This window comes from Allobosea sp. GW821-FHT10B12 (genome assembly GCF_059415545.1).
The window spans coordinates 62438-75405 of record NZ_JBWKNL010000002.1 but is presented as its reverse complement, the minus strand read 5'-3'; the positions used below and the strand labels follow the sequence as shown (position 1 = coordinate 75405).

At 66.2% G+C, this 12968-nt stretch carries 13 protein-coding genes; 8 read left to right on the top strand and 5 right to left on the bottom strand.

The annotated features are described in order from the left end of the window. The first annotated feature begins 138 nt into the window (after window positions 1-138). The 3 genes from AC07O0_RS05605 to AC07O0_RS05595 all read left to right on the top strand — a co-directional run bounded on the left by AC07O0_RS05605 (window position 139) and on the right by AC07O0_RS05595 (window position 1470). Complete coding sequence (locus tag AC07O0_RS05605; protein WP_494620821.1) at window positions 139-603, top strand: Lrp/AsnC family transcriptional regulator; 465 nt, start codon at window positions 139-141, stop codon at window positions 601-603. A gap of 98 nt (window positions 604-701) precedes the next feature. Continuing rightward, on the top strand, window positions 702-1130 hold the full coding sequence (locus AC07O0_RS05600; RefSeq protein WP_494620819.1) for a MerR family transcriptional regulator: 429 nt from the start codon (window positions 702-704) through the stop codon (window positions 1128-1130). Beyond that, entirely contained in the window at window positions 1066-1470 is a 405-nt protein-coding gene (locus tag AC07O0_RS05595; RefSeq protein WP_494620817.1) for a carboxymuconolactone decarboxylase family protein, read from the top strand. Before AC07O0_RS05600 ends, AC07O0_RS05595 begins: the two co-directional genes overlap by 65 nt. A gap of 182 nt (window positions 1471-1652) precedes the next feature. Here the strand turns inward: AC07O0_RS05595 and urtE are convergent, their stop codons facing one another. The 5 genes from urtE to urtA all read right to left on the bottom strand — a co-directional run bounded on the left by urtE (window position 1653) and on the right by urtA (window position 7236). Then, window positions 1653-2348 carry an urea ABC transporter ATP-binding subunit UrtE gene (urtE, locus tag AC07O0_RS05590; RefSeq protein WP_427359237.1) on the bottom strand — a complete coding sequence of 232 codons (696 nt, stop codon included), beginning with the start codon at window positions 2346-2348 and terminating at the stop codon, window positions 1653-1655. A 2-nt stretch (window positions 2349-2350) separates the two neighbouring features. Further along, window positions 2351-3115, bottom strand: a complete 765-nt coding sequence (gene urtD, locus AC07O0_RS05585; RefSeq protein WP_494620814.1) for an urea ABC transporter ATP-binding protein UrtD — start codon at window positions 3113-3115, stop codon at window positions 2351-2353. A 5-nt stretch (window positions 3116-3120) separates the two neighbouring features. Next, window positions 3121-4260 (bottom strand): urea ABC transporter permease subunit UrtC, encoded by a 1140-nt coding sequence (urtC, locus tag AC07O0_RS05580; protein ID WP_494620812.1) that lies wholly within the window; start codon window positions 4258-4260, stop codon window positions 3121-3123. Next, complete coding sequence (gene urtB, locus AC07O0_RS05575; RefSeq protein WP_494620810.1) at window positions 4257-5858, bottom strand: urea ABC transporter permease subunit UrtB; 1602 nt, start codon at window positions 5856-5858, stop codon at window positions 4257-4259. The genes urtC and urtB overlap by 4 nt, the downstream gene beginning before the upstream one ends. Before the next feature lie 121 nt (window positions 5859-5979). Beyond that, on the bottom strand, window positions 5980-7236 hold the full coding sequence (urtA, locus tag AC07O0_RS05570) for an urea ABC transporter substrate-binding protein (RefSeq protein ID WP_454028035.1): 1257 nt from the start codon (window positions 7234-7236) through the stop codon (window positions 5980-5982). Window positions 7237-7852: 616 nt separating this feature from the next. On the opposite strand from urtA, the gene rnr reads away from it, so the two are divergent. From rnr to AC07O0_RS05545, 5 genes are all read left to right on the top strand, one after another. After that, window positions 7853-10204, top strand: coding sequence for a ribonuclease R (gene rnr / locus AC07O0_RS05565; protein WP_494620808.1), 2352 nt, complete (start codon window positions 7853-7855; stop codon window positions 10202-10204). Window positions 10205-10227: 23 nt separating this feature from the next. Continuing rightward, window positions 10228-10671, top strand: a complete 444-nt coding sequence (locus AC07O0_RS05560; protein WP_494620806.1) for a DUF983 domain-containing protein — start codon at window positions 10228-10230, stop codon at window positions 10669-10671. Then, on the top strand, window positions 10668-11402 hold the full coding sequence (locus tag AC07O0_RS05555; protein WP_494620804.1) for an NUDIX hydrolase: 735 nt from the start codon (window positions 10668-10670) through the stop codon (window positions 11400-11402). The genes AC07O0_RS05560 and AC07O0_RS05555 overlap by 4 nt, the downstream gene beginning before the upstream one ends. A gap of 156 nt (window positions 11403-11558) precedes the next feature. After that, on the top strand, window positions 11559-11726 hold the full coding sequence (rpmG, locus tag AC07O0_RS05550; RefSeq protein ID WP_091828458.1) for a 50S ribosomal protein L33: 168 nt from the start codon (window positions 11559-11561) through the stop codon (window positions 11724-11726). 345 nt (window positions 11727-12071) lie between these two features. Further along, window positions 12072-12941 carry a hypothetical protein gene (locus AC07O0_RS05545; protein ID WP_494620802.1) on the top strand — a complete coding sequence of 290 codons (870 nt, stop codon included), beginning with the start codon at window positions 12072-12074 and terminating at the stop codon, window positions 12939-12941. The last annotated feature ends 27 nt before the right edge of the window (window positions 12942-12968 follow it).

Sequence of the window (12968 nt, the reverse complement as noted above, 5' to 3'; positions counted from 1 at the left end):
AATGACCCGCAAACGCTAGCAAAACGCCTGTGAAAGGTGCTCCCGAACTTCGCGTCAGATTTTTCTTACACTTCCACGCTATCCGCGATCTGTTAGCTTTGAGCGACATCATCAGCGGTAAAAACGGAAGAATCATTCATGGAGGCCGAACTCGACAAAACCGACCTCAGAATCCTGCGGCTGCTGCAGACCGATGGGCGCATGGGCAATGCCGAGATCGCCAAGCGCGTGAACACCAGCGCCGCCACCTGTCATCGCCGCATCCAGCGCCTGTTCGCCGAGGGCTATGTCACCGGCGTGCGCGCGCAGGTCGATCCGCACAAGGTCGAGAAGGGCACGCTCGCCATCGTCGGCGTGGTCCTCGATCGCTCGACGCCCGAGAGCTTCGGCGCCTTCGAGGAGGCGGTGAAGCAGCTCCCGGTCGTGCTCGACTGCCATATCGTCGCCGGCGATTTCGACTATTTCCTCAAGATCCGCGTCCGCGACCTCGCCGACTTCAACAAGCTGCACGCCAAGACGCTGCTCGCCCTGCCGGGCGTGCGCCAGACCCGTACCTTCTTCGTGATGAAGGAGGTCATCGACAACGCGCCGCTGGAGTTTTGAGACGGGCGCGCGGCCTCTCAAAAAAGTCTCGGCGACGGCATTGACTTAGAGTGCGCTCGAACTCGTAGCTTCCCGGGCGTCGTGATGAGAAGGCGGCCATGAAGATCGGTGAACTTGCCAGGCGATCGGGATTGTCGGCCCATACGATCCGCTATTACGAGCGGATCGGGCTGCTGCCCTATGCCGACAGGGACCGGTCACGCCAGCGCGACTACGACGCCTCGATCCTGACCTGGATCGATTTCCTCGGCCGGCTCAAGACCACCGGTATGCCGCTCCGCGAGATGCTGCGTTATGCGGCGTTGCGCGAAGAGGGGGCCGGCACGGAAGCCGATCGTCGTACCTTGCTGGAACGGCACCGCGAGCAGGTTCGCGCTCGCGTCGCCGAACTCGAAGCCTGCCTTCTCGTCCTCGACACCAAGATCGCCGGCTATGCCGACATCGAAAAGAGGATCGAAGACCATGACGCACATCAACGCAAACGCCGAAACCAGCAGGCTGGAGCGCGGCAGGCGGGCTCTCGCTGAGATCGACGGCGAAGCCGGCCACAAGGTGATCGCGGCGCTCGCCGGCATCGCACCAGATTTTGCGAATTACGTGTTCGAATTCTCGTTCGGGGACATCTATTCGCGCCCGGGGCTCGACCTGCGCTCCCGCGAGATCGCGACGATCGCGGCGCTGACCGCAATGGGCAACGCCCAGCCGCAGCTCAAGGTCCATATCGAGGCCGGGCTGAACGTCGGCCTGTCGCGCCAGGAGATCACCGAGGTCATGATCCAGATGGCGGTCTATGCCGGCTTCCCGGCGGCGCTCAACGGGCTGTTCGCGGCGAAGGAGGTCTTCGCCGCGCGCGACCTTGCTGCTTGAGCCGAGGCTACACCGGTCCCGCTGACTCCTAGTCAGCGGGTCTGATCTCCGTCATGCTCGCCCTGGTGGCGAGCATCCACGTCTTGAACGCCGCATGCCCGAAAGACGTGGATGGTCGGGACAAGCCCGACCATGACGGATGAGGCACGCACCAAAATCGGCTTGCCTCAATCCATTGGCGGCTAGACCTGAATCAACCTCTGGACCTGCGCCCCATCGAGCTCCGCCATCGGCCCGGCGAGCACGACTTCGCCGCGGTCCATCACGAACATCGTGTCGGCGAGGTCGCGGGCGAAGTCGAAATATTGCTCGACCAACACGATCGCCATGCCGCCTTTCTGGCGGAGGTAGTCGATGGCGCGGCCGATATCCTTGATGATCGAGGGCTGGATGCCCTCGGTCGGCTCGTCCAGCACAAGCAGCCTGGGTCGGGTGACCAGCGCCCGCGCGATCGCGAGCTGCTGCTGCTGGCCACCCGAGAGGTCTCCGCCGCGCCGGCCCAGCATGGACTGCAGCACGGGGAAGAGGTCGAACAGTTCATTCGGGATGAAGCGCTCCTTGCGGGGCAAGGGCGCAAAACCGGTCTCGAGGTTTTCCTTCACCGTCAGCAGCGGGAAGACCTCGCGGCCCTGCGGCACATAGGCGATGCCAGCGCGGGCGCGGTCCTCGCTGCGCAGTGCCGAGATGTCCTCGCCGTCGAGCCGGATATGCCCGCCCGAGATCGGCTGGTGGCCGACGATGGCGCGCATCAGCGAGGTCTTGCCGACGCCGTTGCGGCCCATCACGCAGGTGACCTTGCCGATCTCGGCGCTGACCGAGACGCGGCGCAGCGCCTGGGCGGCGCCGTAATGGAGATCGATGGCATCCACGGTCAGCATGATTAGCGCCCCAGATAGACTTCGACCACGCGCTCATTGGCGCTAACCTGATCGAGGGGTCCCTCGGCCAATACCGAGCCCTCGTGCAGGACCGTCACCTTCACGCCGAGCTCGCGGATGAAGCCCATGTCGTGCTCGACCACGATCACGGAATGATCCCTGGCGATCTCCTTGAGCAGCACCGCCGTCTGCGCCGTCTCGCCATCGGTCATGCCGGCGGCCGGCTCGTCGACGAGCAGGAGTTTTGGGTCCTGCGCCAGGAGCATGCCGATCTCGAGCCACTGCTTCTGGCCGTGCGAGAGCGAACCGGCCAGCCGCTCGCGCTTGTCGGCGAGCTTGATGATGCCGAGGATGTCGTCGATCCGCTTCTGCTGAGGCCCTTCCGTCTGCCAGAACAGCGTCTTCAGCACCGTGCGCTTCGATTTCAGCGCCAAGAGGATGTTGTCCTCGATCGTATGGAAGTCGAACACCGTCGGCTTCTGGAACTTGCGGCCGATGCCGAGATTGGCGATCGCCGCCTCGTCGAGCCGGGTCAGGTCGACCGAGCCGCCGAACATCACGGTGCCTTCGTCGGGCCGGGTCTTGCCGGTGATGATGTCCATCATCGTCGTCTTGCCGGCGCCGTTCGGGCCGATGATCGCGCGCATCTCACCGGGCTCGATGGTCAGCGACAGACCGCGTATCGCCTTGAAGCCGTCGAAGGAAACGCTGACGCCGTCGAGATAGAGCAAGGAAGAGGTCAGCGCGCCGGGTGTGGGAGCGTTCATCGATCTCACTCCGCCGGAGCCGGCTCGGCCGCCGGCAACGCTTCAGGCTTGCGGCGCGTCTCCCACCAGCCCTGCACAGTGCCGAGGATACCTTTCGGCATGAACAGGGTGACGAAGACGAAGAGCGCGCCCAGCGCGAACAGCCAGTACGGCGCCATGAAGCCCGAGGTGAACATCGTCTTGGCCCAGTTGACGACGACGGCCCCGAGCGCAGCGCCCACAAGCGAGCCGCGCCCCCCGACTGCGACCCAGATCACGGTCTCGATCGAATTGGCCGGAGCGAATTCGCTGGGATTGATGATGCCGACCTGCGGCACGTAAAGCGCCCCGGCGACGCCGGCCATGCAGGCCGATACGGTGAAGACGAAGAGCTTGAAGCGATCGACCCGGTAGCCGAGGAAGCGCGTGCGCGATTCAGCATCCCGGATCGCGATCACCACCTTGCCGAGCTTGGAGGTGACGATGCCGCGGGCGATCAGGAAGCCAGAGATCAGCATGACGCAGGTCATCGCGAACAGCGCCGCCCGCGTGCCCTGCGCCTGGACATTGAAGCCGAGGATGTCCTTGAAATCGGTCAGGCCGTTATTACCGCCAAAACCCATATCGTTGCGGAAAAAGGCGAGCAGCAGCGCATAGGTCAGCGCCTGGGTGATGATCGAGAGATAGACGCCGGTGACGCGGCTGCGGAAGGCGAACCAGCCGAAGACGAAGGCGAGCAGGCCGGGGACCAGCAGCACCATGAGCATGGCGAAGGGGAAGGACGAGAAGCCGTACCAGTACCAGGGCAATTCCCCCCAGTTCAGGAAGACCATGAAGTCGGGCAGGACCGGATTGCCGTAGACGCCGCGCGAGCCGATCTGGCGCATCAGATACATGCCCATCGCATAGCCGCCGAGGGCGAAGAAGGCGCCATGGCCGAGCGAGAGGATGCCGCAATAGCCCCAGACCAGGTCGAGCGAGATCGCCAGCAGCGCGTAGCAGAGATATTTGCCCCAGAGCGACATGGTCGCGGTCGAGACATGCAAGGGCGAGCCGGCCGGGATCAAAAGGTTCGCCAGCGGCACCATGAGGCCGATCGCCGCGACGAGGACGAGGAAGGCGTAGCCCCGCTTGTCCATGTTCGAGAGCAGGAAGCGCGTGATCATGCTTCCACCGCCCTGCCCTTCAGCGCGAACAGGCCGCGCGGGCGCTTCTGGATGAACAGGATGATGAAGACGAGCAGCGCGATCTTGCCGAGCACGGCGCCGGCATAGGGCTCCAGAAGCTTGTTGGCGACGCCGAGGCTCATGGCGCTGATCAGCGTGCCCCAGAGATTGCCGACCCCGCCGAAGACCACGACCATGAATGAGTCGATGATGTAGCTCTGGCCGAGATTGGGGCTGACATTGTCGATCTGCGAGAGCGCGACGCCGGCAAGGCCCGCAACGCCGGAGCCGAGCCCGAAGGTCAGCGCGTCGATCCGGCCGGTGCGGATGCCCATCGCCGAGGCCATGCGCCGGTTCTGCGTGACGGCGCGCATCTGCAGGCCCATCGGCGTCAGCTTGAGGATCGCCAGCAGCGCCAGGAAGACCAGGGCCGCGAAGACGATGATCCAGAGCCGGTTCCAGGTGATGGCGAGCCCGCCGAGCTCGAAGGCGCCGGACATGAAGGAGGGCGCACCGACCTCGCGGTTGGTCGGCCCGAAGGCGGTGCGCACCGCCTGCTGCAGGATCAGGCTGATGCCCCAGGTCGCGAGCAGCGTCTCCAGCGGCCGGCCATAGAGGAAGCGGATGACGCCGCGCTCGATCGCGATGCCGACGGCGCCGGCGACGATGAAAGCGGCCGGGATCGCGATCGCCAGCGACCAGTCGAACAGCCCCGGGAAGCGCGCCCGGATCACCTCCTGCACGATGAAGGTGGTGTAGGCGCCGAGCATGACCATCTCGCCATGGGCCATGTTGATCACGCCCATCACGCCGAAGGTGATCGCGAGGCCGATCGCGGCGAGCAGCAGCACCGAGCCGAGCGAAAGCCCGTACCAGAGGTTCTGCGCGGCCCGCCACAGAGCGAGCTTTCCCTCGATGTCGGAAATGGCGCGTGCCTGCGCTTCCTTGAGGCCCGGCGAGGCGTCGCCCGGCAAAGCGCGCAGCGTCGCCAGCGCCTCCTGGTCGCCGCGCTCGCGCAGAACGTCGACGGCAGCGATCCGGTCGAAGGGCGGCGCATCGGTCTTGACGATCAGGATCGCCGCCTGCGCCTCGCGCAGGGCCCGACGCGCCCGGTCATTGGTTTCCTTGGCGATGGCGGCTTCGAGGACCGGCAGCACCGAGATGTCGCGCGCCCGAAACACCGCCTCGGCGGCCGCGACACGCTTGCCCGGATCGGGATTGATCAGGCCAAGGCCGCCGAGCGCGCCCTGGATCACCCGCCTGACATTGTTGTTGAGCCTGACCGGGTTGACGCCGGCCGGCTGTGCGGTGAGCGCCTGCCCGGTCCGCGCGTCGAGGAAGCCGCCCTCCTTGGTCTTCACCGCGACCGCACCGCCGCCGGCAAGCAGCCGGCCATCAGCCAGTGCCTCGATGATCACCGCCGCATTCGGATGGGCGCTCTGGACGAGGATGTCGATCGCGCGTGCGGTGTCCGAGAAGCTGTCGGCGTTGAGGCGGGCGAAGGCGTCGTCGGCGCTTTGCGCGAGCGCGATGGCCGGCGCGAAGGCGAGCGTCATCGCGAGCGCAAGCACGCGCAGGAGGCTGGAAAGAATCCGCATGTCTCGCTTCGATTGGCTGGTCGGCTTGTCCAGCATGCCGCCGGCCGATCCGGCGGCATGCCCAGGCAATTCGAAGGGCGGCCGGGCGTTGATCGACCGTGCCGCCCTTCCCCCTCTTAACTCAGGCGCCGCCGCACTTGCCGGTCTTGACGTTGAAGTTGCCGCACTTCTTCTCGACCCAGTCGCCGACCAGATCCTTGGAGCCGTCGAGCTCCTTCGACCAGGCGTCGCCGGCGACGAGGCCGGTCTTAGAGACCACGTCGAACTGGCCGTCGCCCTTGATCTCGCCGATCAGCACCGGCTTGGTGATGTGGTGGTTCGGCAGCATCTTCGAGACGCCGCCGGTCAGGTTCGGCGCCTCGATGCCGGGCAGCGCGTCGATCACCTTGTCCGGATCGGTGGACTTGGCCTTCTCAACCGCCTTCACCCACATGTTGAAGCCGACGACATGGGCTTCCATCGGATCGTTGGTGACGGCCTTGTCGTTCTTCTTGTAGGCCTTCCATTGCTTGATGAAGGCCTCGTTCTCCGGCGTCTTGACCGACTGGAAGTAGTTCCAGGCGGCGAGATGCCCGACCAGCGGCTTGGTGTCGATGCCGGCGAGCTCTTCCTCGCCGACCGAGAAGGCCACGACCGGGATGTCGGTCGCCTTGATGCCCTGGTTGCCGAGCTCCTTGTAGAACGGCACGTTGGCGTCGCCGTTGATGGTCGAGACCACGGCGGTCTTCTTGCCGGCCGTGCCGAACTTCTTGATGTCGGAGACGATGGTCTGCCAGTCGGAATGGCCGAACGGCGTGTAGTTGATCAGGATGTCCTCCTTCTTCACGCCCTTGGCGAGAAGATAGGCCTCCAGGATCTTGTTGGTGGTGCGCGGATAGACGTAGTCGGTGCCGGCCAGCACCCAGCGCTCGACCTTCTCCTCCTTGGCGAGGTAGTCGACGGCCGGGATCGCCTGCTGGTTCGGGGCGGCGCCGGTATAGAAGACGTTGCGCTCGCTTTCCTCGCCCTCGTACTGGACGGGATAGAACAGGATCGAGTTGAGCTCCTTGAACACCGGGAGCACCGACTTGCGCGAGACCGAGGTCCAGCAGCCGAACACGGCCGCGACCTTGTCCTTGACGATCAGCTCACGCGCCTTCTCGGCGAAGAGCGGCCAGTTCGAGGCCGGGTCGACGACCACCGCCTCGAGCTTCTTGCCGAGCACGCCGCCCTTCTTGTTCTGCTCCTCGATGAGCATGAGCATGACGTCCTTCAGCGTCGTCTCCGAGATCGCCATCGTGCCGGAGAGCGAGTGCAGGATGCCGACCTTGATCGTCTCTTGCGCCGCCGCCGGCAGCAGCGAGGAGAGAACCGTGGCGCCTGCGAAGGCGGCGCCGATGACCGTGCGACGAGTGAGTTTCACTGCGATATCCCCTGAGGTCCCTGTTGACCGCGCCCTTGCAGGCGCCAGCTGCCGTTCCAGCTGGCGGAGAAGTTCGCAAACGACGTGCCAACCTGGCTTCCAGGCCATCGGGGCACCGCAACAAGGCGCGTTCAGGGCGGTTTCGAGAACGATTTCCTGCCGGGAGGGGCCGATCTCACGCAAGGATCATGCGCCGCAGCAGCAAGTGACCAGGCAATGGGCAGATCGACCGCCCACAAATTAGGCAATCGCATTCAACACCGAGCTAGTGCCTGATTTTATTGCAGCGGCACGGCCTGTGATCAGCTGAATCTTTGCCGTTTACGCAATGCTTGGAATCACCTTAGCCTCCTCCTTGTCGGTAACAACTGAAAGGAGGTGATCCAGTGTCTCATTGTCATCAACCGCTGTCGCGGGGACTGCGTGACCTGGTCTCGTCCCATGAGGGGTTCGGTTGCGCTTGAGTTTCCGTGACGCTTAGCCCTGTTACCGGGGCTGCGGTTCGGCAATGGAAGGGCTGCCCGCAAGGGCAGCCCTTCTCCGTTTCGGGCAGCAGTTCTGCACAGGCCGTTCTGGCGCCGCCCGCCGCGCCATGCCAGAACCTTCCCATGTCCTTTGCGCCCAGCCGCCGTTGACGAGGCCCCAGCCTTTGTCCCGTCCCGACGCCGACCTCTCCCGCGACGCCATCCTCGCCTTCATCGAGGAGGAGCGCGCCGCCGGCCGCGAGCCCGGCCGGCGCGACATCGCCAAGGCCTTCCAGCTCGACGGCGGCGGCAAGATCTGGCTGAAGCGCCTGCTGCGCGAGCTCGAGCTGGAGGAGAACGGCGGCTCGGGCCCGGTCAAGCCGCATGCCGCTCTGCCCGCCGTCCTGCTTTGCGAGATCAAGACGCGTGATCGCGAGGGCGATCTCATCGCCGCCCCGCTCGAATGGAACGAGGACGACCAGGGCGAGGCGCCGAAGATCCTGCTCGAGCGCCAGCGCGAATTCCGTCGCAAGCCGAAGACGCCGACCACTGCCGCCCCCGGCATCGGCGATCATGTCCTGCTCAAGCTGACGAAACTGCGCGGCGTCGAAGGCTATCAATGGTCCGGCCGCACCCTCAAGGTGATGGGCAAGGCCAAGGCGCAGGTGCTCGGCATCTTCCGCGCCCTCCCCGACGGCTCCGGCCGGCTCGTCCCGGTCGACAAGAAGGCGCAGGGCCGCGAGGCGATTGTTCCGAAGGGACAAACCGGCAATGCCGAGGACGGCGATCTCGTTTCGGTCTCCTTCGCCCGCGAAAGCCGTTTCGGCCCGCCGCAGGCCAGGGTGCGCGAACGGCTCGGCTCGCTGAAGTCCGAGCGCGCCGTCTCGCTGATCGCGATCCATGCCCACGGCATCCCGAACGAGTTCCAGCCGGCGACGATCGCCGAAGCGGAAGCCGCGAAGTCAGCTACCCTCGCAGGGCGGGAGGATTGGCGTGCCTTGCCGCTGATCACCATCGATCCGGCCGACGCCAAGGATCATGACGACGCGGTCCACGCCGCGCCGGATGACGATCCCGACAATCCCGGTGGCCACATCGTCACCGTCGCCATCGCCGACGTCGCCTCTTATGTTCGCCCCGGCTCGGCACTCGATCGCGAGGCGCTGGAGCGCGGCAACTCGGTCTATTTCCCCGATCGCGTCGTGCCGATGCTGCCCGAGCGCATCTCGAACGATCTTTGCTCCCTGCGCGGCGGCGAGGATCGGCCTGCGCTGGCTGTCCGCCTGATCCTCAAGGCCGACGGCAGCAAGAAGAGCCACTCCTTCCACCGCATCATGATGCGTTCGGCGGCCAAGCTCTCCTACCAGCAGGCGCAAGCGGCGATCGACGGCAAGCCGGACGACGTCGCCGCCCCGATCCGCGACAGCATCCTGATGCCGCTCTGGGCCGCCTACGGCTCCGCAGCCCGTGCCCGCGACGCCCGTCAGCCGCTCGATCTCGATCTGCCCGAGCGCAAGCTCGTCCTCGATCCCAATGGCAAGGTCACCCGCGTGATCGTGCCCGAACGGCTCGCCGCACACCGGCTGATCGAGGAGTTCATGATCCTCGCCAACGTCGCGGCGGCCGAGACGCTGGAGAAGGCGAAGAGCCCGCTGATCTATCGCTGCCATGACGAGCCCTCGCTCGAAAAGATGCGGGCGCTCGGCGAGGTTCTGGCCTCGATTGGCATCAAGCTGCCCAAGGACGCGGCGCTGCGGCCGGTGCTGTTCAACCGCATCCTCGCCATGATCAAGGGCTCGGAGAACGAGCTCTTGATGAACGAGGTCGTGCTGCGTACTCAGGCGCAGGCCGAATACGTCGCCGAGAATTACGGACATTTCGGCCTGAACCTGCGCCGCTACGCCCATTTCACCTCGCCGATCCGCCGCTATGCCGACCTGCTCGTGCACCGAGCCCTCGTCTCGGCGCTGAAGCTCGGCGATGACGGCCTGCCGAAGTCGGTGACGCTCAGCGAGCTGCGCGAGGTCGCGACGCGGATCTCGGCGGCCGAGCGGCGCGCCATGGCGGCCGAGCGCGAGACTACCGACCGGTTGATCGCGCATTTCCTCGCCGACCAGATCGGCGCGAGCTTCGACGGGCGCATTGCCGGCCTCAACCGCGCCGGCCTCTTCGTCAAGCTCGACGGTACCGGCGCCGACGGCTTCATCCCGGCCTCCACCCTCGGCGCCGACTACTATCGCCATGACGAGCGCGCCCACGCGTTGGTCGGCGATCGCACCGGCGAAAGCTGGCGTCTCGGCGACCGCGTCCACGTCAAACTGGTCGAGGCGGCGCCGGTCGCAGGAGCGCTGCGATTCGAGTTGCTCACAGAGGGCAGGCCCGCGACATCCGACCGCTCTGGCAAAAGGTCACGCCCTGATTTACCTATGGGGCGAAAGAAGGGCCGGCCCCCGCCTACACGATCAGGCCGCAGACGCTGATGCCCTGAACCACGAAGAACTCCATGTCCATACATTGTCACCAACCCAAGCCGGTCCAGGCTCGCGACTGGCGTCAGGCTATGCGTCGCGGCCTCTTCGGTCGCTGCCCGCATTGCGGCGAAGGCCGGCTCTTCCGCGCCTTCCTGAAGCCCGTCGATTCCTGCGAGGCCTGCGGCGAGACCTTGCACCACCAGCGTGCCGACGATCTGCCGCCCTATATCGTCATCACCATCGTCGGCCATGTCGTCGTCGGCGGCATCCTGCTGGCCGAGAAGTACGCCAACTGGTCGATCGCGCTGCACCTCTGGGTCTGGCTGCCATTGACCGTGCTGCTCAGCCTGGCGCTGATGCAGCCGGCCAAGGGCGCGGTCATCGGCCTGCAATGGGCGCTGCGCATGCACGGCTTCGGCGGCGCCATGCCCAAGCCGGAGCGCCAACCCGCGATGAAGGCCGTAGGCGGTCGATGAGCGACCACACCATCACCCTGACCCAGGCCGAGCGGGCGCGCACCACCGTCAACCTGCGCCCGCGCGACGCCGCGACCATGCTGATTCTCGACCATTCCGGGAAGAAGCCCAGGGTGCTGATGGGCAAGCGCCATGCCGGCCACAAGTTCATGCCGGGCAAATACGTCTTCCCGGGCGGACGCATCGAGGCCGGCGATCGCCGCATGGCCGCGACCGGCGCCCTCGCCGGCCCGTGCGAGCAGCGCCTGCTCGCCCGTTGCGTGCGCCCGAGCGCCCAACGCGGACGCGCCCTGGCGCTGGCCGCGATCCGCGAGACCTTCGAGGAGACCGGCCTGCTCTTCGGCAGTGCCGACTATGGCGCGCCCGAGAGCCCGCCCGAGGGGGTGTGGACCGAGTTTGCTGCCAGGGGCGTCTTTCCCGATCTCGGCGCCGTCACCTTCGTCGCCCGCGCCATCACCCCGCCGCGCCGGCCCAAGCGCTTCGATACCCGCTTCTTCGCCGTCGATGCCCGTGCGGTCGCCGGCAAGGTCGAAGGCGTGATCGGCCCCGATTCGGAACTCGTCGACCTCGTCTCCGTCACCTTCGACGAGGCGCGCGAGCTCGACCTGCCGACCATCACCAAGGTGATCATCGCTGAGGTCGAGGAGCGACTGAAGGCCGGATTCGCCCAGTATCTGCCGGTTCCGTTCTACTGGGAGAAGCGCGGCAGCTTCGTGCGCGAGCTGCTCTGACAACATCGGGCGGCGGAAAATCCCTAACTCCGCCCGATAATCCTTGACTTGCCGACGCCGATACGGCATTTCCCGCCCATCGGATTGCCGGGCTCGCCCGGCCGTTTTGTTTTTTGCGCGGGCCGACGGCGGCCCCATCTGTTCGAGGGCTCCGCCATGGCCAAGGCCGTGACCATCAAGATCAAGCTCATCTCGACCGCGGACACCGGGTACTTCTACGTGACCAAGAAGAACTCGCGCACCATGACCGAGAAGATGTCGAAGAAGAAGTACGACCCGGTCGCGCGCAAGCACGTCGAGTTCAAGGAAACCAAGATCAAGTGAGGCCTCTGGCCTAAGCTTCGATCTTCGTTGACGAAAGGCCGCCCTCGGGGCGGCCTTTTCGTTTGTGCTTCAGGTCGCCCGACACGGCATGGGGAGCGATGATCCGCTCAATTGCGAGGCTTCCCGGTAGCCATTTCGTAGCTGCAACAAAACCGGGGCTGAAACCCACTCTGTCTTCCCGGCGTACCTAATCCGGCTGGGTTTGCAGGGAGATTGACCATGCAGGCCAAGATTACCGGTCCTCTTGCAGGCTGCATCTTGCTGGCAGTCTGCAATACGACACCCATCGCTGCGCTTGCCGACGAAGTATGCGCCGGGCTGCGCGGCAAAGAACAATCCGATTGCTTGAGAATATCTGCGCGCATCCGCTCGCAGCTGCAATACAGCGCCATCAGCGCGGGTTCGGGCAACAGCGTCAGCGGCGGGTCGGGAGCCGCCGGCATCGGCGTTGGTGGCGGATCGGGCGGTAGTACCGGAGGCGGCTCGACCGGCGGCAGCGTTGGCAGCGGCGCGGCCGGCAGCGGAAGCTCTCCTGGCGCCGGAGCCGGCGCAGGCGGGATCGGCGCGGGCGCTGGAGTTGACGCCAGCGCCACCCGCGGCGGCATCGCCGCAACCGCCGGGCTGAGCGCCGACATCGGTGGCAACTCCAAGAGCGGCGGTAGCGGCTCGGCAGCCAATGGCGACGGAATCGGCGCCGGCGTTGGAGTCGGAGCCAATGTTGCCGGCGCCAACCTCGGAGCCGGCGTCGCCGCAGGCGCAAACGATGGCGGCGTCGGAGCCGGCGTTGGAGCCGCGGGCGATGTCGCCGGCGCCAATGTCGGCGCTGGCCTGGGTGCAGGCACCAGCAATGGCGGCGTCGGAGCAGCAGCCGGCGCAGGCGCCAGCGTCGGTGGCGCTGATATCGGCGCCGGTGCCGGCGCGGGCGTCAACAATGGTGGCGTCGGAGCCGGCGTTGGCACGGCGGCGAATGCCGGCGGCGTCAGTGCAGGCGCGGGCGTCGGTGCGGCCGCCAATAGCGGTGGCATCGGAGCCGGCCTGGGCGCTGGCGCCAATGTTGGTGGGGCGAGCGTCGGCGCCGGCGTCGGTGCGGGCCTTGGCGGCGGCGGTTTGGGCGCGGGCCTCGGCGCCAATGTCGGAGGAGTCGGCGTTGGCGCCGGTGTAGGCGCCGGCGGCGACGGCTCCTCGGGCGGCACCGCTGGTTCTTCCGGCAATTGAGACTTGTGGCGCTGCCTCCGCTGGTGG

Bases quoted from the DNA above. Each gene is read 5' to 3' on its own strand.
- AC07O0_RS05605 (WP_494620821.1), top strand. From the start codon at position 139: ATGGAGGCCGAACTCGACAAAACCGACCTCAGAATCCTGCGGCTGCTG.
- AC07O0_RS05600 (WP_494620819.1), top strand. From the start codon at position 702: ATGAAGATCGGTGAACTTGCCAGGCGATCGGGATTGTCGGCCCATACG.
- AC07O0_RS05595 (WP_494620817.1), top strand. From the start codon at position 1,066: ATGACGCACATCAACGCAAACGCCGAAACCAGCAGGCTGGAGCGCGGC.
- urtE (WP_427359237.1), bottom strand. From the start codon at position 2,348: ATGCTGACCGTGGATGCCATCGATCTCCATTACGGCGCCGCCCAGGCG.
- urtD (WP_494620814.1), bottom strand. From the start codon at position 3,115: ATGAACGCTCCCACACCCGGCGCGCTGACCTCTTCCTTGCTCTATCTC.
- urtC (WP_494620812.1), bottom strand. From the start codon at position 4,260: ATGATCACGCGCTTCCTGCTCTCGAACATGGACAAGCGGGGCTACGCC.
- urtB (WP_494620810.1), bottom strand. From the start codon at position 5,858: ATGCGGATTCTTTCCAGCCTCCTGCGCGTGCTTGCGCTCGCGATGACG.
- rnr (WP_494620808.1), top strand. From the start codon at position 7,853: ATGCCAGAACCTTCCCATGTCCTTTGCGCCCAGCCGCCGTTGACGAGG.
- AC07O0_RS05560 (WP_494620806.1), top strand. From the start codon at position 10,228: ATGTCCATACATTGTCACCAACCCAAGCCGGTCCAGGCTCGCGACTGG.
- AC07O0_RS05555 (WP_494620804.1), top strand. From the start codon at position 10,668: ATGAGCGACCACACCATCACCCTGACCCAGGCCGAGCGGGCGCGCACC.
- rpmG (WP_091828458.1), top strand. From the start codon at position 11,559: ATGGCCAAGGCCGTGACCATCAAGATCAAGCTCATCTCGACCGCGGAC.